Annotated in this window: 22 protein-coding genes; 20 read left to right on the top strand and 2 right to left on the bottom strand. The window is 42.0% G+C overall.

Features of this window, described 5'->3' with window-relative positions; genetic code table 11:
* The first annotated feature begins 41 nt into the window (after positions 1-41).
* Together rnmV and rsmA are read left to right on the top strand one after the other, a co-directional pair.
* The gene (rnmV, locus tag V6C17_RS06400) at positions 42-599 is read left to right on the top strand and encodes a ribonuclease M5 (protein ID WP_333521717.1); all 558 of its coding nucleotides are present in this window, start codon (positions 42-44) and stop codon (positions 597-599) included.
* Complete coding sequence (rsmA, locus tag V6C17_RS06395; RefSeq protein WP_333521716.1) at positions 596-1450, top strand: 16S rRNA (adenine(1518)-N(6)/adenine(1519)-N(6))-dimethyltransferase RsmA; 855 nt, start codon at positions 596-598, stop codon at positions 1448-1450. Before rnmV ends, rsmA begins: the two co-directional genes overlap by 4 nt.
* A gap of 42 nt (positions 1451-1492) precedes the next feature.
* Here rsmA and V6C17_RS06390 read toward each other — a convergent pair whose 3' ends face one another.
* On the bottom strand, positions 1493-2281 hold the full coding sequence (locus V6C17_RS06390) for a glycosyltransferase family 2 protein (protein ID WP_333521715.1): 789 nt from the start codon (positions 2279-2281) through the stop codon (positions 1493-1495).
* 185 nt (positions 2282-2466) lie between these two features.
* Here V6C17_RS06390 and yabG point away from each other — a divergent pair, with 185 nt between their 5' ends.
* From yabG to V6C17_RS06365, 5 genes are all read left to right on the top strand, one after another.
* On the top strand, positions 2467-3342 hold the full coding sequence (gene yabG / locus V6C17_RS06385; protein ID WP_333521714.1) for a sporulation peptidase YabG: 876 nt from the start codon (positions 2467-2469) through the stop codon (positions 3340-3342).
* A 390-nt stretch (positions 3343-3732) separates the two neighbouring features.
* Positions 3733-4374, top strand: a complete 642-nt coding sequence (locus V6C17_RS06380; protein ID WP_333521713.1) for a CAP domain-containing protein — start codon at positions 3733-3735, stop codon at positions 4372-4374.
* Between the two features lie 574 nt (positions 4375-4948).
* Positions 4949-5611, top strand: a complete 663-nt coding sequence (locus tag V6C17_RS06375; protein WP_333521712.1) for a DUF3794 domain-containing protein — start codon at positions 4949-4951, stop codon at positions 5609-5611.
* Positions 5612-5646: 35 nt separating this feature from the next.
* Positions 5647-6621: an SPOCS domain-containing protein gene (locus tag V6C17_RS06370; protein WP_333521711.1), complete on the top strand. Its 975-nt coding sequence runs from the start codon at positions 5647-5649 to the stop codon at positions 6619-6621.
* A gap of 140 nt (positions 6622-6761) precedes the next feature.
* Positions 6762-7562: a HipA family kinase gene (locus tag V6C17_RS06365; RefSeq protein WP_333521710.1), complete on the top strand. Its 801-nt coding sequence runs from the start codon at positions 6762-6764 to the stop codon at positions 7560-7562.
* Here the strand turns inward: V6C17_RS06365 and V6C17_RS06360 are convergent.
* Positions 7515-8147 (bottom strand): L,D-transpeptidase family protein, encoded by a 633-nt coding sequence (locus V6C17_RS06360; protein ID WP_333521709.1) that lies wholly within the window; start codon positions 8145-8147, stop codon positions 7515-7517. The genes V6C17_RS06365 and V6C17_RS06360 overlap by 48 nt on opposite strands.
* Positions 8148-8304: 157 nt before the next feature.
* Here V6C17_RS06360 and V6C17_RS06355 point away from each other — a divergent pair, with 157 nt between their 5' ends.
* The 13 genes from V6C17_RS06355 (at position 8305) to V6C17_RS06295 (ending at position 23165) form a co-directional block, all read left to right on the top strand.
* Positions 8305-9114 carry a cyanophycinase gene (locus V6C17_RS06355; protein ID WP_333521708.1) on the top strand — a complete coding sequence of 270 codons (810 nt, stop codon included), beginning with the start codon at positions 8305-8307 and terminating at the stop codon, positions 9112-9114.
* A gap of 15 nt (positions 9115-9129) precedes the next feature.
* Positions 9130-11796 (top strand): cyanophycin synthetase, encoded by a 2667-nt coding sequence (cphA, locus tag V6C17_RS06350; protein WP_333521707.1) that lies wholly within the window; start codon positions 9130-9132, stop codon positions 11794-11796.
* Positions 11797-11895: 99 nt separating this feature from the next.
* A complete protein-coding gene (locus V6C17_RS06345) occupies positions 11896-12363 on the top strand; it encodes a chemotaxis protein CheW (RefSeq protein WP_333521706.1) in 468 nt (155 codons plus the stop codon).
* A 6-nt stretch (positions 12364-12369) separates the two neighbouring features.
* The gene (ispE, locus tag V6C17_RS06340) at positions 12370-13236 is read left to right on the top strand and encodes a 4-(cytidine 5'-diphospho)-2-C-methyl-D-erythritol kinase (protein WP_333521705.1); all 867 of its coding nucleotides are present in this window, start codon (positions 12370-12372) and stop codon (positions 13234-13236) included.
* Positions 13236-13919: a GntR family transcriptional regulator gene (locus V6C17_RS06335; protein WP_333521704.1), complete on the top strand. Its 684-nt coding sequence runs from the start codon at positions 13236-13238 to the stop codon at positions 13917-13919. The genes ispE and V6C17_RS06335 overlap by 1 nt, the downstream gene beginning before the upstream one ends.
* Positions 13920-14005: 86 nt before the next feature.
* Positions 14006-14779, top strand: a complete 774-nt coding sequence (locus V6C17_RS06330; RefSeq protein ID WP_333521703.1) for a nucleotidyltransferase family protein — start codon at positions 14006-14008, stop codon at positions 14777-14779.
* A gap of 383 nt (positions 14780-15162) precedes the next feature.
* Entirely contained in the window at positions 15163-16128 is a 966-nt protein-coding gene (locus V6C17_RS06325; protein ID WP_333521702.1) for an acyl-CoA dehydratase activase, read from the top strand.
* 24 nt (positions 16129-16152) lie between these two features.
* A complete protein-coding gene (locus tag V6C17_RS06320) occupies positions 16153-17061 on the top strand; it encodes an acyl-CoA dehydratase activase-related protein (protein WP_333521701.1) in 909 nt (302 codons plus the stop codon).
* Complete coding sequence (locus tag V6C17_RS06315; protein WP_333521700.1) at positions 17058-18146, top strand: acyl-CoA dehydratase activase-related protein; 1089 nt, start codon at positions 17058-17060, stop codon at positions 18144-18146. The genes V6C17_RS06320 and V6C17_RS06315 overlap by 4 nt, the downstream gene beginning before the upstream one ends.
* A gap of 297 nt (positions 18147-18443) precedes the next feature.
* A complete protein-coding gene (purR, locus tag V6C17_RS06310) occupies positions 18444-19271 on the top strand; it encodes a pur operon repressor (protein WP_333521699.1) in 828 nt (275 codons plus the stop codon).
* A 23-nt stretch (positions 19272-19294) separates the two neighbouring features.
* A complete protein-coding gene (ilvA, locus tag V6C17_RS06305; protein ID WP_333521698.1) occupies positions 19295-20515 on the top strand; it encodes a threonine ammonia-lyase in 1221 nt (406 codons plus the stop codon).
* Positions 20516-20774: 259 nt separating this feature from the next.
* Positions 20775-22139 carry a bifunctional UDP-N-acetylglucosamine diphosphorylase/glucosamine-1-phosphate N-acetyltransferase GlmU gene (gene glmU, locus V6C17_RS06300; protein ID WP_333521697.1) on the top strand — a complete coding sequence of 455 codons (1365 nt, stop codon included), beginning with the start codon at positions 20775-20777 and terminating at the stop codon, positions 22137-22139.
* A 75-nt stretch (positions 22140-22214) separates the two neighbouring features.
* Entirely contained in the window at positions 22215-23165 is a 951-nt protein-coding gene (locus V6C17_RS06295; RefSeq protein ID WP_333521696.1) for a ribose-phosphate diphosphokinase, read from the top strand.
* The last annotated feature ends 169 nt before the right edge of the window (positions 23166-23334 follow it).

Genomic DNA, 23334 nt, shown 5'->3' with positions numbered 1-23334 from the left:
TTAAACGTAAAAATTAAAAATTCTACTAAAGTAGGGGTATCGTGATTAAAGAAGTAATAGTTGTTGAGGGAAAACAGGATGTCCAAGCTGTAAGGCGGGCGGTAGACGCCGAATGCATTATAACCGGGGGGTTTAATTTAGCCCCGCACACTTTAGAGAGAATTGAACAAGCTTGCAGCAAGCGTGGGATAATTATTTTAACCGATCCAGATAGTGCTGGCGAAAGGATAAGGAAATTTCTAAGCAAACGTTTTCCAGAGGCTAAGCATGCCTTTATTCCTAAAGAGCAAGCAACGGCTAATAATGATATCGGAATTGAGCAGGCGTCGGGTGACGCTATAAGATCAGCTCTTGCAAAGGTGCGTTATTTGGAATGGAAGCCTAAGGTAGAATTTACTTTAGTTGATATTATGAGCTCAGGTCTGAGCGGTGTTCCTGATGCAGCGGAGCGAAGAGCCAAACTTGGGGCCAAGCTTGGCATTGGTTACGCAAATGCTAAAACCTTTCTGTACAGACTTAATAATTATGGTGTGACTCGTAGTGAATTTGATGAAGCCATAATTAACTTAGAACACAATGAACTGGAGGCAGCGGAATGATTCAGCCAGTAATCGCCAAGCGGGATGTAACTAAGCATATATTAAAACGCTTTGATATTCGTATGAGTAAGAAGCTGGGACAAAATTTCCTTATTGATGAAGGTATTGTGAATGGCATAGTATCAGCCGCCAATATAAAAGAGGGAGAAACCGTTCTAGAAATTGGACCAGGGATTGGAACGCTGACTCAGGGACTGGCTGAAGCTGGGGCCAAGGTAGTCGCAGTTGAGCTGGACAGCAGGCTGCTTGAAGTTCTCAAGCAAACGCTTGGCGGTTATGAAAACGTACGAGTTGTCCATGGCGATATTTTAAAAGTTGATGTTGCAAAAGAAGTAGAATCAGAAAAATTTAAGGTAGTGGCTAATCTGCCTTATTACATAACCACTCCTATTATTATGGGGCTTATAGAACAGAGGCTGCCAATCGAACTGCTTGTAACAATGGTTCAAAAAGAAGTTGCACTGCGGATGGTGGCAAGCCCGGGCGGTAAAGACTATGGGGCTTTATCGGTTTCTGTGCAGTATTTTACAAAAGCAGAAATAATGTTTGATGTTCCGCCAAATTCGTTTATGCCGCCACCCGGTGTAGATTCGGCAGTTATACGGTGTATTCTGCGTGATAAGCCGGCAGTAGAAGTAATGGACGAGAAAATGTTCTTTAGAGTAGTCAAAGCAGCTTTCTCACAGCGGCGTAAAACGCTGAATAACGCTCTTAAGACGATGGGCATTGCTGGTGACAAGATTGCTTTGGCACTGGAAGCTGCAGGGGTTGATGGAATGCGGCGCGGTGAGACGCTGGCACTTGAAGAATTTGCGGCAATTGCCGACGCTATGGTAAAGCAGCCTGGATAAACCAAATAAAAAACAACCGCAGAAAATATCTGCGGTTGTTTTTTATTTGGTTTCGAAAAAGTGGTCAAGAAGATCAAATCTACGATCACTGTGATAACCTATGTAAGTTTTATTCTGCCATTGTCTAGTACGAGGCTGGTCACGGAAACTTGCCATAGCCTCAAGGCAGTCGCCAACTATAGTGTCGATTATTTTATTAGTATGAAGCTGGCCCTTGATAGATGAACCCAATCTATAGTGAGGGATAGTAGTTGCAACATCAATTTTAAGTTTATGCTTGCGGGCAAGGGCTAAAGATACGGGGGGGATAGCAAGTTCGCTTATAGGCAGTGTTTCGAGTAGACGGCGCGAGACAGCATGAGGACCATGGGCTGGAGTAGCAAGCCCAATCTTTTTTTCTAGACCAAGCTCTTTATTTAGGTTCATTCTCCATTGAAAGGTTGGATTGTAACGCTCAATGTGTCGAGGTGGAGATGGGTAGCAGTTCGTTAGAGCCATATCTAAGTGTCTAAGCAACACTCCATCGACTAATTCCATTAGATTTTCATTAAAAGTACCTACCATATCACCATCGACAAAAGCAACAACATCACTGCCTAGTGATAATGCTACTTTGGCACCTATCGCCCGCGGGATATCGATGCCAAGACAGTCGTGAAAATAAATAATTTGTAGTTTGGGCAGCCGCATTTGCAGTACTTCATGCATTGTAGCGTCTTTACAGCCATTCGAAATAAAAATAATATGATCTATTGGCAGTGTTCCTAAATTTTGCAGTACAGTAACTGCGCGGCCAGCTTCGTTTTTTGCTGGAACAACCACAGATATCATGCGCCTTCACCTCGTTTGAATTGACTGCGATGCCTGCGGCCGGAAGGCCACAATCAGTGTCAATACAGTATATTTGAAGGCTGGGGTATTTGCTACCCCGACTAGAATTAAAATTAGTTTAGTTGTTCGTGGCAAATCACTTAAGCGTCTCATAGTATGAACTAACAGGAAGGGGGGAGACAGCTGTGGCTAACATATCGGTTGGTGATCTAGTAATACGAAAGTCGCATGGCGGCGACATAGTATTTAAAGTTACCGAAATTATCCGTGGAGAATCGGAGGATATGCGATGTGTACTTAAGGGAATGCATCTAAGGCTAGTTGCCGATGCTCCAGTTTGCGATTTAGAGCCTATAGATGCAGAACACTTACGTAATGAAATAGTGCGTATGGAAGGTATGCATAATGATAGTTTAAAGAGAGTTATGGCCCGTCGCAGTATGGAACGGGAAAAGATTGAAATGACTCGTGCCGAACCCAAAAAATATACTTTTTTTGATTTACCCGGCCGAGTGCTGCACCTAGATGGTGACGACGAGTATCTTAAGATGTGTCTAAAGACGTATGGTCAGCTCAATATTGAGGCCATCGGCCGGGCGGTTGATGAATCCAAACAGCCTGAGCAAGTTCTTGCACTATTGGAAGAGTACCGTCCCGATATTCTAGTGTTAACAGGCCATGATGCTCTTATCGGAGGCGGAAAAAAGGATCTAAAAGATATTAACAATTACCGCAATTCTAAGTATTTTGTCGAAGCAGTTAGAAAAGCACGAACTTTTGAGCCGTCGCGTGATGATCTTGTAATATTTGCTGGTGCATGTCAATCATACTTCGAGGCGATTTTGGTAGCAGGAGCAAATTTTGCTAGTTCGCCTACGCGAATTTTCATACATGCATACGACCCGGTGTTTATAGCTGAAAAGGTTGCTTTTACGCCAATCAATAAGACGGTTGATGTGACTGACGCAATTACAGCTTCGGTTACAGGGATCGAAGGGGTGGGCGGAATAGAATCACGTGGAAAGTTTAGGCTGGGCATGCCGAAAACTCCATACGGTTAAGCGATAATTGAGGCGCGAGTGAATCGCGTCTTTTTTTGTACGATAAGAATGTACAAACTTTATTGCATGAATAAGTTGTAAATATCAACTTGCGCTGTCGCTAGGCGTAAGCCGCATTCTTTATTAATAATGACTGGCAGAGGTCTGGTCTACTTCTAAGCATAGGGTTGAGTATACGTCTAAATCATGGTATCCATCCTTAGTGAACAATTGGGTGTATGATTGTTATAGTTTATGCGGGCAGGTAAACACTTAGTTGTTCGAAATGCAAGGAAAAATATATTATGTAAACATTACCACGCTACTAAAACAGGATTTTACGAACTTTTATTGAACATTATGTAAAGTGCGAAAGAGAATCAACTGGTATATTAGAAAGGTGGTTTCATTTTGCGACAAAAATTAATAAAAAAATTAATGTTTGGTTTTGTAGTTGTTTCGATACTGACAACATCCTTTGGTGGGGCTTTTTCTGCGGCTGTATTAGCAGCGGAGCCGAAGGAAACTGTACAAGATAGCAATGATTCGAAAAAAGGGCTAATAGGAGGGTTACTTGCTGTCGGTCTTTTAGCTATGATGACTAATAAAGGCAACGACAATGTCGGTGATGCTCCTAAGACTCAAACTCCGCCAGCTAATTCCGGCAGTGTAAGTTCAAATACTACCTTAGCGTTAAAGCTTTTGAATGAAGATAGAGCTAAGTATGGTTTGCCGGCATTAAAGCTTAATACCAGCTTGACTCGTCTAGCGGAAAACTATGCTCAGGATATGATTAATCGAGGGTATTTTTCTCATTACAATCCTGAAGGGCAATCTCCATTTGACCGTATGAATGCAGCTGGGATAGGCTATAGAACTGCTGGTGAAAATTTAGCTATTAACTCCAGTGTGGCTGGTGCTGAGGTGGCCTTTATGAATAGTTCCGGTCACCGCGCCAATATCCTTAACTCTACCTATACGGAAGTTGGTATAGGTGTTCGCACAAGTCCTAATGGACAAGTATATGTAGTTCAAGAATTTATCAGTCGCTAATTGAAAAAACAGCACCTGAGGCTCTGCCTCAGGTGCTGTTTTTTTAGTCTTTCCAGTACATCATCGAGCCAGAGCATTTGGGGCAAGTGCCGCGGTGTTGATGATAGTCGAACTCATGACCACACCGATTGCATACTTTATATAAACAGTAGTTGCAAGTTTTATAAAGTTTATAGGTGCACTTATAGGTTTTAACACATTTTTTTTCTTCGCACTTCATTTTAGGTTTTGGCATATCGCAGCACATGTCATTATAATCGTCATCATAATCACAGTCATAGTCATACTTATATTTCATCGGCTTGTAACAACTAGGCTTTTTGCATTTGCAATATTGGATTGGGTATCCGCACACTCCGCACATTTAGCATAACCTCCAACTTTATGTTTTTTTTTAAAACCCGCTATGGGTTTCTTATATATACTATGACAATGGTAGTCAAAACGTTATGTTCAATAACTTTTATTTAAAATTAAAAGAATATGATATTCAACAATAATTACCATCTTTTTTATCACATAAAATTTGAAGCAAGCATATATATAAATAGAAAACACAAAGGGGGGAATATGTGTGGAAGATAAAGATATGCGTGCTGCAGGTGACCCTTGTACTCTAGGTTCTCAAACAGGTCCGATTATTGTGCGCCAAGTAATAGGTGAGAAAGAAAAGCAAAAAGTGCTTGATATCCATGTTGTTGTTCCTGAAAGAAAACCTTCAATCGAGCAAATCGTCGATGTATTTATCAAAGACGTTGATGTTAATAGTGTCGATGTAATCACTGATAAGGTTATTGTTCGTGGGGAATTTGAAGTAAAAGCCATCTATGTTGCCTGCCTTCCAGATCAACCAGTTCATGCTGTAGAAATCAAACATTATAAGTGGACTCAAGACATCGACCTTCCAGGTGCTCGCCGTGGTATGGATGCCGAAGCTAGTGTTGTTGTTGAATTCGTCGACTATGATGTGGACCATTGGAGCAGAGCTTACAAACATAAGTACGGCTGCGACGATGACTGCAATGATGGTCATGCGCATCACCATCATAACCATGATGACGATTGTGATGATCATGATGATGACGATGATGATGATTGCAACAATCACAACCACCATCACAACCACTGCAATCGCGAGTTTGACGTTTCAGTGGTTCTGAAAATTACAGCTAAAGTTATGGCAGATCGTGAAGTATTGCTAGGCAGCGCTGTTGCTCCAACAAACGCAAAAGGCTAATATCATTCAAACTCACAATAGGGGGGGGAGAAAGAATGGATGACGAATTAAGGGCTTCAGGTTCAAGCACATCATCGAATACTACCGCCTCAGGTGGTGTAACTACCGTTGACAGTGCAGACGTTATATGCGGCTGCCCTGAGCCTGGTCCTGAGACCATCGAGGTAGAACAGGTTTTGGCTGCTGAAATGCGCCAAAAGGTAGTCGAATTTGATATGTTTGTTCCGGAACAAAAACCGGATATTGAGCAAGTTGTTGATGTATATGTTAAAGATGTCTGCATCAAATCTGTAGACATTATTCCCAATAAAGTTATTATTCGCGGTGATTTAGAAGTAAAGGTTATGTATGTTGCCGATCTTCCTGATCAGCCAGTTCATGCGTTTGAGAGAAAGAACATTCGTTTTACTCGTGATATCGATGTTGATGGTGCTGACCCTGATATGAAAGCAACTGCTGACGTTCAGGTTGAGTACGTTGATTATGATTTCCACAGAAGACATGATGATCGTAAAGTTCATATTACAATAGTGCTTAAGTTCTGGACCCGCGTACTTACAACTACCCAAATGGATGTATATGCCCTTACTCCAGTAGATGAAGTTGGTGTGTTTGAAAGCAATAAAGCAAGCACGTCTTCAGACGATTCAGTTTCAGCATCAAAGTTTACTGATGATACAGTATCTGCTTCTCAGACAGGCGGCGGCGATATCGAAGCCTTTAGTCCTGAAAACATGTTAGTTACTGGCCCGCTCGAGTCAACTGCCGGAATGAACATGTCAATCAATGGAACACTAGGCTCGGTTACTGGTAATAACGTTAACGTTCGTACTGGTCCTGGCACTAATTTCCCTTCAATCCGAAAAGTTAACAGAGGCGAATCGGTTACTATTAAGGAACAGGCTTTCGGTTGGTACAGAGTAGTTCTGTCAGACGGATCAACAACTGGCTGGATTGCCAGCTGGCTTGTAGATACCGGAACTGGAACTCCGGTTCAGCCTAAAGGTTAAACCATAATAAAACCGCCCCCCTGCTCAGCAGGTCGGGCGGTTTTATTCGTTTTTGGCTCGTTAAGTAATGATTAGCAAACCGAGTCATATAATGTAGTATGCTGTTGAGATAAGTGTTAATAAAAGGAGGTAAGAGATATATGCTTGTAGCAGTTGAATATCTAGGTGATATCGGAGTAGGGGTAACCTCGCCCAGATTATTTAGGGCTAATGATGGGTATGTATATGTGGTCAAATTCCAAAATAACCGTCTTGGACAGAAAGTACTTGTTAATGAATTACTGGCGTGCCGGTTTTCTTCACTTATGGACCTATGTTTTCCCGATGGTGGAATTATTCAGATAGAGGAACCTTTTATTCAAAAAAATAAACGGCTGAAGGCCGCTAAAGTTAAGCCAGGTGCTCATTTTGCCAGCCGCTTTTTGAATAACTCCGAGTATGTAGGACGCCGGAATCTAGCTAAGGCTGCAAATAAGTCTCAAATGGCAGGAATTATTCTGTTTGACCATATCTTTCATAACGTAGACCGGACTTGGAATAGAAAGAATCTGCTGCTGCGTCGAGAGGCTAATGCTTACCGACTATACGCAATTGATAATTCCCATTTATTTCGCCGAGGAAAATGGACCATCGAATCACTTAGTAAGCTTGCTGATAAAATTGGCGTAAATAAACGGAGAAGTTTTGGCTGGCTGCTTAAATACTATTTGTCTAAAGATGATTTTGCTCCTTATATAGCCCAGATAAAGGCTATAACTAACAGCCAGCTTTCAATATTAGTTACTGAAATACCCACAGAGTGGCTTCCAGAACAAAGCGAGCGTGAGGCGCTGTTCAATTTTTTAGTGAAGCGCCGGGATATGATTGACAAAATTGCTGATGAGATATTTAAATTAATCCCGAATGTAAACCGGGCAGCCAACATTAATCAAAACAAATAATTCTTCGACATTGCTGTTATGCATACGAATACAGCCATTTGACACCATTTGCCCTATAAGCCAAGGTTTGCTGGTGCCGTGAATTCCGTAGGCATCATAGTTAAGTCCCATCCATCTTGTTCCCAAAACCCCCCCAGGATTCATTACTTTAGTTGCTATAGCATAATTGCCAACAGGGGTTGGAGTAGAAGGTTTACCGATCGCAATCGGATAGTGACGCAAAGGGCTGTTGCCGTTAAATAAGGTGATGGTCCGAGCAGATTTAGTTATGAGGATATTAGCTCGGGCCAGAGCATTAGTAGCCCTCTGTTCGGCAATTTTTGTTTCAATTTGGCTTATCGATGCAGAGTTTAAACGGCAATAGGTTACTGGGTCAATTAAGCCTGTCGCAGGCAGACCTTCTAATTCTTGGAATTGTGTTACGGCGTCTCTAGTAGAAGCATCATAATTGCTATGTATATTTGATGTATAGAGACCACGTTCGGTCAATAATTTTTGCACCGACATAACAAGGGGGTGACAGTCGTCCTCCTTTAAATAAACCTCGGACATGCGGTGGGGAAGATACAGTGTGCGAATTTTCACTTGTTATACCTCCTCGCTAAATATTTTTTAGCTTAGGTATTATATGTTTTTACCCTCAAGTTGGTGTTTTTCCCAAAAGATAATGTATAAAGTAAGGGATTTGTTGGCAAATATAGTAAAGAATACTTTTTGTAAATATCAATTTAATGGAGGAAATATGCTGGAAAAAACAGCCGGAAAGCTTTTGATTATAGGCGGCAATGAGGACAAATATGATGATTGCACAATCTTACGCAAGTTTATTGAGTTATCTGGCGGTCGAAAAGCTAAAATTGCTGTTATGACTACTGCAACCGAACTTCCACGTGAAGTAGGCGATGAATATAGAATGATTTTTTCAGATTTGGGGGCTGAGTCAGTAACTATCTTAAATATTGAAAATCGCGAAGAAGCTGGCGATAGACAGAGGGTCGAAGAAATAGAACAAGCGGACGGAATATTTTTTACAGGCGGGGATCAGCTTAGGCTGACAAGCATTCTAGGTGGTTCGGCAGTTGACGGAGCTATCCGCAGAGCGTTCCGAAACGGTACCGTTGTTGCAGGGACAAGCGCTGGAGCTTCGGTAATGAGCCATACCATGATCGTGGGGGGAGATTCAAGTGACACACCAAAAAAATCAGCTCTTAGCATGGCACATGGTATGGGGCTGATTGATGAGGTCGTAATTGATCAGCACTTTGCTCAGCGTGGCAGAATAAATCGTCTGCTGGCAGCTGTTTCTCAAAACCCTCATGTATTAGGCATCGGTATTGATGAAGACACAGCTCTTTTAGTAACACCAGAGGGGAAATGTGAAATAATAGGATCTCAAACGGTAACGGTAGTAGATGGTAAAAATATTATTCATTCTAATATTTCGGAATCAAAAAGACTTGATCCGTTGGCGATTTCGAATGTGACACTTCATATCTTACCACCTGGATTCGGCTATAACTTAAGGAGTCGCAAGGCGTATATTAGCCACTAAATTAGGAGGATTATGATGATGCGGATTTTACAGATACGAACTCTGCAGGGACCTAATATCTACAGTTACAAGCCAGTTTTGTGGCTAAAATTAGCATTAGGACAATATGATAATATTGCCAGCTGTGCTGTCGTTGGGTTTATTCAAAGACTGCTGGCACTTCTTCCAGGGCTTCAGGAACATAAGTGCTCACGCAATAAGATTGGCGGATTTGTGGAACGTCTAAACGAAGGGACGTATTTAGCCCACATTTTTGAGCATGTTATGTTAGAAGTTCAAAATATGGCTGGTTATGACGTAAACTTTGGCAAAGCACGCTCTACTCATCAGGCTGGGATTTATGATGTAATTGTTGGCTTTAAGTGCCCGGCAGCGGCGCGCCAAAGTGCGTATGTTACCCAGGAGCTGCTAAAGGCAGCCCTAGAAGATTTACCTTTTGATGTTGGTCAAGCTATCAAATCCGTCAAGTCTGCTGGGGAAAAATATCAGCTTGGTCCGAGTACCAATTCAATTTATCAAGCAGCAATAGAGCGGGATATACCAGTGCGGAGATTTGCTGATGAGAATTTACTAGTCTTGGGACACGGACGCTTCAGCAAGCGTATTTGGGCAACGATAACTGACAAAACAAGCGCGCTGGCGACAGATTTAGTTTCAGACAAATATTTAACTGGCAGGTTGCTCGAAGATAATGGCATACCTGTGCCGCAGAACAGAGTTGTTAATGATGTCGACCAGGCACTTGAAGCTTTAAATGAAATTGGTGGAAGGGTAGTTGTTAAACCACTTTCGGGTAATCATGGAAATGGCGTAACAATAGACATTAAGACACAAGCCGAAGTTGAGCGTGCTTTCCAAATAGCTCGGGAATATGACGAAAGTGTTTTAGTTGAGGAGTATATACCAGGCCGGCAATACCGTATATGCATAGTTAATGGAAGAATGGTAGCTGCCGCTGAGCGCATCCCTGCATATGTAGTGGGGGACGGTCAGCATACTGTTGCTGAATTGGTAAATTTAGTAAACTCCAACCCTGACCGCGGTGATGGTCACGAAAAACCGTTAACTAAGATTATGCTAGACGCTGTAGCTATAACGGTGTTAGCTAAGCAGAATCTCACTCCTCAAGCCGTTCCAGCTTTGAAGCAAATAGTACGAATAAGAGATTGCGCAAATTTAAGTGCCGGCGGCACTGCGGTGGACGTTACAGGGATAGTTCACCCTGAAAATATCAAATTAACTGAAAGGGCTGCCCGTTTAGTAGGACTTGATGTAGCTGGGATTGATTTAGTTGCTGAGGACATTACCGTTCCTGTAAAATATGGAAATGGCGCGATAATAGAGATAAATGCAGCACCCGGAATAAGGATGCATCACTATCCAACAGCTGGAAAGCCGCGTGATGTTGCAGGCCACATAGTGGAATATTTGTTTTCCGAAAAAACCAATGGACGTATACCGATAACGGCAATAACTGGTACTAACGGCAAAACAACAGTAACACGCATGATTAGCCATATTTGGCAGCAGGCCGGATATAATGTAGGTATGACTACAACGGACGGTATTTATATTAATGGTCAGTGTATTCTAAATGGCGATACTACTGGTCCTGATAGTGCCAGAATAATCTTGTCTGACCCGAATGTTGATGTAGCTGTACTTGAAACAGCACGCGGTGGGATTGTTCGTGGTGGTTTAGCTTTTGATAAATGTAATATTGGTATTGTTACAAATATTACCGAAGATCACTTAGGACAAGATGGTATCGAGAGTTTAGAAGACTTGGCTTATATAAAGTCGCTCGTTTTAGAAATTGTTCAACCTGATGGTATTGCTTTAATAAATGCGGATGATCCTTATGCGTCAACATTAGCAGCCCGTGTTCAGTCTGAAATTATGTATTTTAGCATTGAACCTAATAATATTGTTATTAGGCGTCATTTGGGAGCCGGGGGCAAAGCGGTATTTGTAAAAGAGGGTACAGTTCATATAGCCTGCGGTGGGTTGGCTAGACCTATTATTGCGGTCAAAGATATTCCGGCAACACTAGATGGAATTGCTCTACATAATCTCCAGAATGCCGTTATAGCAGTTGGTGCCTGTTACAGCGCTAAGGTACCTGTAAGTTATATACGAAAAGGGTTATCCACATTTGATCAAAATCCAGGACGGATGACCATGCTGACAGTTGGAAGTTTCAGAGTGTGTGTTGATTATGGGCATAATCCGGCAGGTTACCAAGCGCTTTTAAATACTGCCCGCCGTATGGGAGCCAAGCGTCTTATAGGGGTTATTGCTGCACCGGGTGACAGGCGCGATGATGTTACGATCAATATTGGCAGGATAGCTGGCAAAGGTTTTGACTATTTGTATATAAAAGAAGACGATGATCTTCGTGGACGCAGTCCTGGTGAAACGGCTGAATTATTGCGCCGGGGTGCTGTCGAGGCAGGCTTTGCTGAGGAACGGATTTCAGTGATCATGCCTGAAGCCGAAGCGGTTGGTCGTGCACTAGAAGACGCTGAACCCGGAGATCTAGTTATAATTTTTTACGAGAGATACGACGCTGTGATGAATATAATTCAGAATTTTGCTGAACAGTTGACTGTAGAGCAGGGTCTAGAACATTCTAGTCTAAAAATGGAGCAGGTAGTTGTTGCTGGTGTGCAAAATGTATAAAATTTTCTATATACAATAAATTTTACCTAAAATGCAGGCAAATCGCGTCATAATGTCGAATAAAGGCTTTTCAGATATTGTGTGGAGGTGCTTGCTCACATGGAGTTTGTCAAAAATGAAGAATTACAGTTAGTTATTTTTAGATTAGCTGCTGAAGAATATGGTCTTCCTATTACTAAGGTTCAGGAAATTAATCGATTAACCCCTATTACTAAGCTTCCACAGACACCGGTATTTATGGAGGGGGTTATAAATTTAAGAGGCCGTATTATTCCTGTTATTGACTTGCGTAAGCGTTTTAAGCTAGCTGTTGAGCAGTATACTGATGATACCCGGATAATTGTTGTAGATTTTAATGGACAAACTATTGGCGTTATTGTTGACGCTGTAACTGAAGTAGTTCGATTAGCAACGGCAAATGTCGAACCGGCTCCAGCCAATTCAGTACTAGACGCCCGTTACATTCAAGGTGTTGGAAAAATGGATAATCGCCTAATTATTTTATTAGATGTAGATCAAATTTTCACGAATCAGGAAGAATTTGCATTAACGCAAATGAATGGTTAAAAAATTATGTTAACTGTATATGCTAATGCTAAGATTAACTTGACGTTAGACGTCTTAAATAAACGCCCTGATGGCTATCATGAAGTTGAGATGGTGATGCAGGAAGTAGATCTAGCTGATCATTTGACGTTCCGTGAGCAAAAAGAAGGAATTACGGTCTGTACAAATATTCCTGATTTGGCATGTGATAATACTAATCTAGCCTATAAAGCAGCACATTTAATTAAGACAATCTATAATATAGAGCAAGGAATACAAATCGATTTAAATAAAAGAATACCTATGGCGGCAGGACTTGCTGGTGGCAGTACTGATGCAGCGGGTGTTCTAATTGGGCTTAATAAATTGTGGCACTTGGGTATATCTTTAGATGAGTTAAGCCGTCTTGGTGCATTATTAGGTTCCGATGTCCCTTTTTGCTTGAATGGTGGAACCATGCTGGCAACAGGGCGTGGTGAAGTGCTTGAGCGGCTTTCTAATATGCCTGCGTGCAATGTCATTTTAGCAAAGCCAGCAGTTAGTGTTTCTACGGCATGGGTCTATAAGAACTACCGATCGTCGGCAGTTAGTGCCCATCCAGATACAGCGGGGATAATTAAATGTCTAGAAGCTGATGACTTAGATGGAATTGCGAGCAGACTATGTAACACACTTGAAACAGTAACTATTCCAGTCCATCCCGAAATAGGTCGTTTGAAGGCTTTGATGTGTGAATATGGTGCTATGGCAAGTTTAATGTCAGGAAGCGGACCTACAGTATTTGGTCTTACTCCTGATACTGAGAGAGCAAATTATATAGCAGCAAAATTAGAGAAACTGAGTGATGCTCAGATAATTGTGGCTAAAACAGTGGCCAAAAGTGGGGGAGAATAATGCAACGCAGATTAGCGCCAATTAGATTGGATAGTTATCAACCACTCCGTGAAGTAGTTTGCGAAACTTTACGAGAATCTATCAGAAACGGTGTGCTTAAGCCTGGCGAGCGGCTGATGGAGATTCAGTTGGCCGAGGAGCTCGGGGTAAGCCGTACTCCGGTACGCGAGGCAATTCGCAAGTTGGAACTTGAGGGATATGTAATAATGCTGCCTCGCCGTGGTACATACGTAGCAAATCTTTCGATCAAGGATATTAACGAAGTATTCGAGATTCGTACCGCGCTGGATGTCTTGGCAACAGGATTGGCTGCCGAAAGAATTACCGAAGAAGAATTAGAACAATTAGAGCGGTTGTTAGTAGAAATAGGCGAATCGATTGAACGAAATGATATGGAAAAAATCGTTGAGGTTGACACTCAATTTCACGATATTCTTTACCGTGCCAGCCGCAATGATAGACTTGTAGGAATTATAAACAACCTACGGGAGCAGTTGACTCGTTTTCGTTCAATGTCAATGTCTTATCCTGGCCGTCTTAAAAAGACTCTCGAGGAGCACAGCAGAATGGTTGAGGCAATAGCCCAGCGTGACGTCGAGCTTGCTCAAAAGCTTGCTGTGGAACATATGGAAAACTCCGAACAAACCTTGCTGCTTGATATGCAAGAACATGCCGAAGAGTGACTAGTTTAGTTATTGCTAAGTTGAGCTGGAATTTTTAAACATGATAAAGATGTAGTTAATAATCTCAGTGCAGGAGGTTGCAGTGAATGTATGATGCCATTATCTTGGCCGGTGGAGCAAACAACAAGAGCCTGAGCAAAGTTAATCCCCAGCCATATGAGGCTTTGATAGAAATAGCCGGCAGACCAATGGTTTCATTTGTTGCTGATGCACTGGCTGCAAGTTCTCATGTAAATCGGATATTTGTTGTAGGTCCGGCTAAGGAATTGGCTAACTGTCAATTTCCGGGAAATACTACTGTGTTAGAAGGCGGACGGACTATTCTTGAAACCATTAGTATTGGCATGGAAGCTCTGGGGCATAAAGACAAAGTTTTAATAGCAACTGCCGATATCCCGCTTTTGACACAGGCTGCAGTTGATGATTTTTTAGCACAGTGCAGCAAAGTAAACGCTGATTTATATTACCCTGTTGTAGCAAAGGATATAAATAACAGGCAATATCCAGATAGTAAGCGGACATATGTAAGGCTTAAAGAGGGAACATTTACTGGCGGCAATATATTTTTAGTTAATCCCCAAATAGTACCTCAATGTATGTCAGTTGCTGAAAAGATAATTGACAACCGAAAAAATCCATGGAAATTAGCTTGTATAATGGGCTGGACGTTTTTGTTCCAGTTTGTAATTGGATTGCTTAGTTTAAAAGGGGCTGAGAGCCGCGTCTCGGAAATATTAGGAATTACTGGGGCGGTAATACAGTCGTCTTATCCCGAATTAGGTATTGATGTTGATAAAGAAAGTGATCTAGAGTTGGTTCGTACGACAGTAGCAGCTGTAGGTCCAAAGCTTAGGATATAATATTTAATAAATTAAGAAGGTTAGTGGCCGAAACTTCAAACTACGGTCACTAACCTTCTTTTTGCTATCAGAGCTCTTAAGTTTTTCTGGAGAATTTAGTGAGTTCGACTTATTTTTCGCCGAAGGCTGAGTAACGATGGTTCAAAAAAATGATAAATATTATAGGAAATATAATCTAATTATGAAAGATTATGGACATAATAATTATGATTTGCACTTTTGCTCATTTTTTTACCTGATGACCAAGACGATCTAATACGCCTATCTGCAATATGGGAGTAATACACACAGGCGATCGGTTTGGCCATCGGAATAAGTTTTTCTAAAATTCAGATGGAGAAACCTCCGCCTGAGTTAAGGTTCACATTATAGGAGGCATAGTTATGAATGCTTATTTGGGTATAGATGTTGGATCCGTAAGTACTAATGTTATTGTAATGGATCATTTAGGTGTGGTATCAGATGCTCTTTATCTTAGAACACAGGGAAGACCAATCAATGCTGTTCAAGAAGGGTTAAAAGAAATTCAACAGCGCAATCCTGAGCTAAAAGTTTTAGGTGTTGGAACTACCGGAAGCGGACGTCATCTAACGGGCGTAATTGTTGGTGCAGACAGTATAAAAAATGAAATAACTGCTCATGCTGTTGCGGCAATGCATCTTGTACCGGAAGTACAAACTGTATTAGAAATCGGTGGGCAGGACTCTAAGATAATAATTATCCGTAATGGTGTTGTCACGGATTTTGCTATGAATACAGTGTGTGCCGCTGGTACAGGTTCGTTTTTGGATCAGCAGGCGGCAAGGCTTAGTATCCCCATTGAGCAGTTCGGCGTACTTGCCTTGCAATCGACAGCTCAAGTACGAATTGCTGGACGCTGTGCGGTATTTGCTGAATCAGATATGATCCATAAACAACAAACAGGTCATCCTATTTCCGATATCCTTAACGGGCTATGTCAAGCTTTGGTCCGTAATTACTTAAATAACGTTGGTAAAGGCAAACAGTTAAACGGTCCAATATTATTTCAAGGTGGTGTAGCTGCTAATGAGGGGATGAAAAGGGCTTTTGAAGAGGCGCTTGGATGCCCAATTATAATACCAGAGCACTATAACGTGATGGGAGCAGTGGGCGCAGCACTGCTGGCACGTGAAACAATCTCTGTAAAGGATAAGACTGCTTTTAAAGGTTTTGATATAGTTAACAGCATATACAGTCCGCGCAGTTTTGAATGTACAGGCTGCGCAAATATGTGTGAAGTTATTGAACTCAAAAAAGATGAAGCCGTAATAGCTCGATGGGGCGATCGCTGCGGAAAATGGAGTGGAGTTACACATCAAGCGTGTTAAATTGTTGCTGAGAGGAGGAGAATAATGCTGGCTAGAGTTGGTATGCCGCAGGGTTTGCTGCATTATAATTACGGTATATTATGGGAAAGGTTTTTTCAAGAGTTAGGATTGGAGGTTATCAAGTCTGGTGAAACAACTCGTGCAACATTGGATTGCGGGAGTGCATTAGATGAGATTTGTCTTCCGGCAAAAGTTTACTATGGGCACGCCGCTAAGTTGAATAACCAAGTAGACTACCTATTCGCTCCACGTGTGATAAGTGTTAATAAGGGACAATATACGTGTCCTAAGATTATCGGTATGCCAGATATGTTGCGAAATAATATTTCTGGGATGCCTCCGGTTATTGATGTTAATGTCAACCTTCGGCAAAGCAGTCGTAATTTATATGAGGCTGTTGCTGCTATCGGAAAGATCGTGGGTAAAGGGAAAGTCGCTAGTTTGTATGCTTGGTACAAAGCATGGCAGCATCGTAATCAACCGATTTCTAAGTATAGTGGCAGAGTTGATGGTCCTCAAGTGGCTTTAATTGGACATCCTTACCTGATATACGATCGGCAGATAAGTATGAATGTCATAGAAAAGCTAAGACATATGGGTATAAATGTAGTTACACCGGAAATGGTGAACGCCAGTGAGGTTGCCCAAGCTTCTAAAACATTAGGTAAAAAGATTTTTTGGAGCAGCAGCCATCACCTAGCTGGTGCCGCAATAGCGCTTTTGACCGCGAAACGGCCTGTCGATGGTGTTATCTTCATGACTTGTTTTGCATGCGGACCAGACGCGTTAATTGGTGAACTAATCAGCCAGAGGGCCCAATCAATAAATATACCTTGTATGCAGCTATCAATTGATGAGCACACTGCCGAAGCAGGATTTATAACAAGATTAGAGGCCTTTACCGACATGCTTACAAGGCGGTGGCCACTGTGATTATTTCTTTTCCTCATATGGGTAATATGCATGTTGTACTAAGATCGCTGTTTGCTGGTTTTGGCTGTGAGGTAATGACCCCGCCACCAATTTCTAAAAAAACCTTGGAGCTCGGGGCTAAGTATTCACCCGAGACAGTTTGTCTGCCTTTTAAAATGACACTGGGCAATTTTATTGAGGTGCTTGACCAAGGAGCCGATACAATAGTCACATGTGGAGGTGTTGGACCTTGTCGACTGGGCTATTATTCGGAAATACAGAAAGGTATTTTAAATCGGCTAGGATATAAGTTCAACCTGATAGCCGTTGAACCAGATTTAATTGATGCATTAAAAAAACTCCGGCTGGTTTCATCGGGGAAAAGTTGGCTCGAAATTTACCATTCTTTTAAGATAGCTGGTGCCAAAATGAGCGCGATAGATAATGTCGAGCGCCAGCTTAATTTTATACGTTGCCGCGAAGCTTTTCGTGGAAGTGCTGAGAAAATCGCCCGCAGAGCAATTGATAGTATTGATGAAGCGCAAGATATTGGTAGGATCCGAGAAATTGCAGATACTGCAATTGGTGAACTGAAAGAAGTTAAACAGATAAACAATATTGAACCGCTCAAGATTGGCTTAGTTGGCGAAATATACGTCATGCTCGAGCCCTATATTAACCAGGAACTGGAACGGCGAATGGGAGAAATGGGTGTAGAAGTTCATAAAACAATGTATTTAAGCGATTATGTGAGAGCTCATCTGCTTAAAAAGAAAGAGTATATATCATTACATGAAGTCCTAGCCGCATTAGCCAGACCCTATCTGGGGCATTATGTAGGCGGACATGGACTGAAAAGCATTGCGCAAACAATTCACATGGGGCAGCAGGGATATGATGGTATGATTCAGGCCTATCCATTTACTTGTATGCCAGAGGTAATTGCGAAAAACATTCTGCCACAGGTAAGCAAAGATTTAGATATACCTGTTTTAACGCTCTCTTATGACGAACAGTCAGGGGAAGCAGGCGTTTTAACAAGGCTAGAAGCATTTATTGATCTCCTGAAATACCGCCGCCAGCGAAAAGCAGCTCAACTAAAGTGATTATTAACCGCAAAGGGCGCAAAAACCGCAAATGCGCAAAGAATGCAAAAAATCCAGCGCGATAACATGCCGAACTATCGCGACCCCTTTGCGATTAAACCGTTACACCTGTTTTTACTATAGAAAGCTTTATTTTCTATGAATACTATTAAATAAGTGGAAATAATAAAGGATGATGCTGAATTCTAAATTATTATTTGGATTGGGCAGGAATTGCCAGGAATTCAGAGAATGTGAATAAAATTAATACAAAGAATCATATTATTCGGTTTTTTCCTGGCGATGGAGGATTTACTAATGAATAAAGTGCGGAGAATTGAGCGGATTATTGCCTTAACTAAAATACTTTCTGATATGCCTGGGCGGCTGTTCTCGCTTGGTCATTTTAGCAACCTATTTGGTGCAGCCAAATCAACGCTAAGTGAAGATATGGTTACCATCAAAGAATCTTTGCAACAGTTCGGATTAGGTACATTAGAAACAGTTTCGGGAGCAGCTGGTGGTGTCCGTTTTATTCCCAGCAGGTCAGAGGAGTCAATCAATGAGCTTTTAAATGAGCTGGCAGATAAGTTAGCTGAGCCGGAAAGGATTATTCAAGGCGGTTTTTTGTATATGACCGATATCCTGTTTAATCCCTCGCTAATGGTCCAGATAGGTGAAATATTTCGCAAGAAGCTGGGGCACCTAAATCCTGATTATATAATGACTGTGGAGACTAAAGGTATACCGCTGGCGTTAATGACTGCTAGGGCCTTTGATTTGCCGCTTGTAATTGTAAGACAAGGAAGTAAGGTTACCGAGGGACCGGCAGTAAGCATAAATTACGTGTCGGGTTCATCGAAGCGTATTCAAACTATGTCTCTACCAAGGCGGGCGATTCAATCGGGTGCAAAGGTTCTAATTATCGATGATTTTATGAAAGCGGGCGGGACAGCGCGTGGGATGATTGACTTAGCAGGTGAAGTTGGGGTTGAAGTAGTAGGGACAGGAGTGCTTGTTGCGACTGTCGAACCAGCAAAAAAATTAGTTGAGGAATACTCTGCGCTGCTTATTCTGCATGATGTAGATCAATATACTAAGAAAATTGACATTCGACCAGCTGCGATGGCTTTGCAAGCGAACTGACAGCCGGTTGACGGGAGGTAATTATGCAAAATCAGCACAAGGTTTTATCAGCAGCTGATGTTCAAGATGCCTACACTGCATTAAAAGATATTGTACATAAAACTTCACTAGACAAAAGCGCTACTTTTAGTGCTATGGCCGGATGTGACGTTTACTTAAAGCTTGAAAATCTGCAAAAAACCGGATCATTCAAAATTCGCGGTGCTTATAATAAAATTCGTTTGCTTACGGAAGAGGAAAAGGCGAATGGTGTAATCGCTGCATCTGCAGGTAATCATGCTCAGGGAGTAGCGTATGCTGCGCGAATGGCAAAAGTTAAAGCAACTATTGTTATGCCCGAGGTAGCACCGCTTGCTAAAATAACTGCAACTCGCGGTTACGATGCTGAAGTAGTATTGAGCGGTACCTGCTATGATGAGGCTTTCCAAAAAGCACAGGAAATTCAAGCACAAACAGGGCAAACTTTTGTGCATGCTTTTAACGATAACGCAGTTATTGCCGGGCAAGGTACAATCGGAATAGAAATATTGCAAGAGCTTGAAAATGTTACGGCTATTGTTGCGCCAATTGGCGGAGGCGGCTTAATAGCTGGGCTGGCCCTTGCTGTTAAGCAAATGGCGCCGCATGTTAAGATATATGGAGTGCAGGCTGAAGGCGCGCCGGCGATGTATATGTCAAAACGTGAACATGCTATTAAGACAACACCAGATGCAGTAACCATGGCAGATGGTATAGCCGTTAAAGTACCTGGCGATTTGACTTTTGATATTATTGATAAATATGTGGATGATATAGTAGTTGTTGATGATGAAGCTATTGCCAGCACAATTCTTATGGTTCTTGAACGGGCGAAGCTAATGGTTGAAGGAGCAGGTGCAGTCAGTCTTGCAGCTCTTTTACATGGTAAAGTTCCCGCTCGCGGCAAGGTTGTTAGTGTAATCTCTGGTGGTAATATCGATGTTAACTTCATTTCACGCATAATTGAACGTGGTTTAGTGAAAGCTGGGCGGCGAGTAAAGATTACTACGTTGGTTGCTGATCGTCCAGGAATGCTGCAAAATCTTTTGGCTGTAATAACTCGATTAAAGGCAAACGTTATCAATGTTTATCATGATCGGGTGGAGAGAAACGTACCAATTGGCCAAGCTGTTGTAGAGATAAGTCTTGAAACACGTGATGCATTGCATACTGAGGAAATAATGGCTAATCTTCGTAAAGAAGGCTATATAGCTAAAATAATCTAAATTAGGGCACCTGAGTTAAGGTGCCCTAATTTGTATACTGTATTTTCTGATTACTCTTCCTATTCTGCGTTTATTTTAATTGCAGGAATATAGCTGATAATGTCGAAAAAATCTATGTTCAAATATATTAGCAGTCATCGTAAAGTACTCAAAGTACGTAAAGTTTAATTGGTCTTTGGGTCCTTCGAGTGCTTTGCGGTTTGCATTGTAAGACGTGTATAAGCGGGTTCTGGTTGGTTTAAAAATGGGGGGGACAGTAATGTCAAAGTTATTATCAATAGTTTTGGCGGCAGGTAAGGGTACGCGGATGAAATCCACGCTTCCTAAAGTTTTACACCGGGTCGGTGGAAAATCAATGGTCCAGCATGTTCTCGACGCAGCTAAAGGAGCAGGGGCTTCACGCAATGTTGTAGTAATTGGTTTTGGGGCGGATAGTGTCGCTGACGAACTGGGCAGCCAGGCAGAGTTTGTTGTACAGTCTGAACAGCTGGGAACAGGTCATGCTGTCATGCAGGCTAATGAATTACTTAAAGATTTTGAGGGAACAGTAATGGTGCTATGCGGAGATACACCTCTGCTGCGAGCCGAGTTGCTTTCAAAACTTTATGCTGAGCATAGTAAGGCCAAAGCATCTGCTACAGTTCTTACTGCTAAAATGCCAGATCCAACCGGCTATGGCCGGGTAATAAGAGATGCCAGCGGACAGGTAATAAAAATTGTGGAGCATAAGGACGCCACCTCGGAAGAATTGCTGGTAAATGAAGTGAATACGGGGATATACTGTTTTGAAAGAGCGGCACTATTTGAAGCTCTGGCAGGGTTAAATTGCAATAACGTGCAGGGAGAGTATTATCTAACAGATGTAATTAGCATTCTCTCGGAAAAGAACGCTAAGGTCTGGGCTGCTGAGGCCGATGACTATCAAGAAACTTTTGGTATAAATTCTCGTGCCCAATTGGCTGAAGCAGAAAAGATTCTAAGAAAACGAAAAAACTTGGAATTAATGAATAACGGTGTTACCATCATGGACGTTGACAGCACCTTTATTGATGCTGAGGTAAGCATCGGTCCAGATACTGTTATAATGCCCTTCACCTGGATTGAGGGAAGTACTTCAATTGGAAGCGGCTGCGAAATTGGTCCAAATACTCGAATTCAAAATACAATGATTGGTGATAATGTAACATTGCATTTTGTATACGCTCATGACTGCCATATTTCTGATAACGTAACCGTTGGTCCCTATGTTCATCTTCGTCCCAATACTAAGCTTGCCCAAGGGGTAAAAATAGGCAACTTTGTTGAGGTTAAAAATTCACAAATAGGCGAAGGCAGCAAGATACCTCACTTGAGTTATATTGGAGATACAGATATGGGGCAGAAAGTTAATATTGGCTCCGGTACAATTACTGTTAACTATGATGGCAAAAATAAACACCGCACTAATATAGAAGACGGAGCATTTGTTGGCTGTAATACTAACCTTGTTGCCCCAGTGACTGTAGGTCATGGAGCATATGTTGCAGCAGGTTCTACAATAACAAAAGATGTTCCACCGGCGGCATTAGGTGTCGCGAGAGCTCGTCAGAATAATATTGAGGGCTGGGTTGAAAAACGCAAATAAGGCCGTGTAAGGCTGAAATATTGTCATTAAGGTGCCTGAAATCAGCGCCATAGAGTTTTGGGAGGTAATTATAAAATGTTGTTAGAAGATAGTAAAAGATTACGGATTTTTACTGGGAATTCAAACCCAGCTCTAGCCCATGAAATAGCGGCTCATATTGGTGTTTCAGTCGGTGATGCCTTTGTTGGACATTTCAACAATGGTGAAACTCAAGTTATTATTGACGAAAGTGTTCGCGGTAAGGAAGTATTTATTGTACAGCCTACCTCGTATCCTGTTAATGATAGCCTAATGGAACTCTTAATTATGGTTGATGCTTGTAAGAGAGCTTCAGCTCGCCACGTGACTGCGGTTATTCCATATTACGCATACGCTCGTCAAGATCGCAAAACGCGCGGACGTGAACCTATTTCAGCCAAGCTTGTTGCAAATCTTTTGACTACAGCCGGTGTAAACAGAGTTGTAACAATGGACCTACATGCTGGGCAAATCCAAGGTTTCTTTGATATTCCACTCGATCATTTGATCGGAGTACCGATTTTATCTGATTATATTGAAGCAAAGAATTTGTCTGATCTGGTTATAGTATCCCCGGACCTCGGAGGGGTAACAAGAGCTAGACAGCTTGCCGACAGATTGCATGCGCCAATTGCAATAATTGAGAAGCGCCGCCCAATGCCAGGTGTTGCTGAAGTTATGAACTTGATTGGTAATGTCGAAGGCAAGACCGCTGTAATAGTTGATGATATTGTTGATACAGCCGGATCTCTTACAGAAGGGGCTAAAGCTCTGGAACGTTTCGGTGCTAAAGAGGTATATGCCTGCTGTACACACGCAGTATTAAGTGACCCAGCGGTTGAACGTATCGCTGCATCTAACATGAAAGAACTTATTGTTACGAACACCATCCCACTCCCAGAAAGTAAATTGCATCCTAAAATCAAGGTGTTGTCAGTTGCGCCATTATTTGGCGAAGCAATTGTTCGCATCTTCAGCGAATTATCAGTAAGTAAACTTTTTGACTAAATCAAGCACAAAAGGACGCGTGTCAGCGCGTCCTTTTTGGTACAATAAAAGAATGGATATGTTGGAACCGCAGAGTACGCGGAGGGTTATGAAGGGAAAGGATTTGCGCGATAATATCGCGCATAGATTAATATTATAACTCTGCGTTCCCTTTGCGTACTTTGCGACC

The sequence above is a fragment of the Dendrosporobacter sp. 1207_IL3150 genome, from assembly GCF_036763085.1.
GTDB lineage: Bacteria > Bacillota > Negativicutes > DSM-1736 > Dendrosporobacteraceae > JBAIYU01.
Note: the sequence above shows the minus strand (reverse complement) of the source record. Positions and strands in the feature narration are given on the sequence as shown.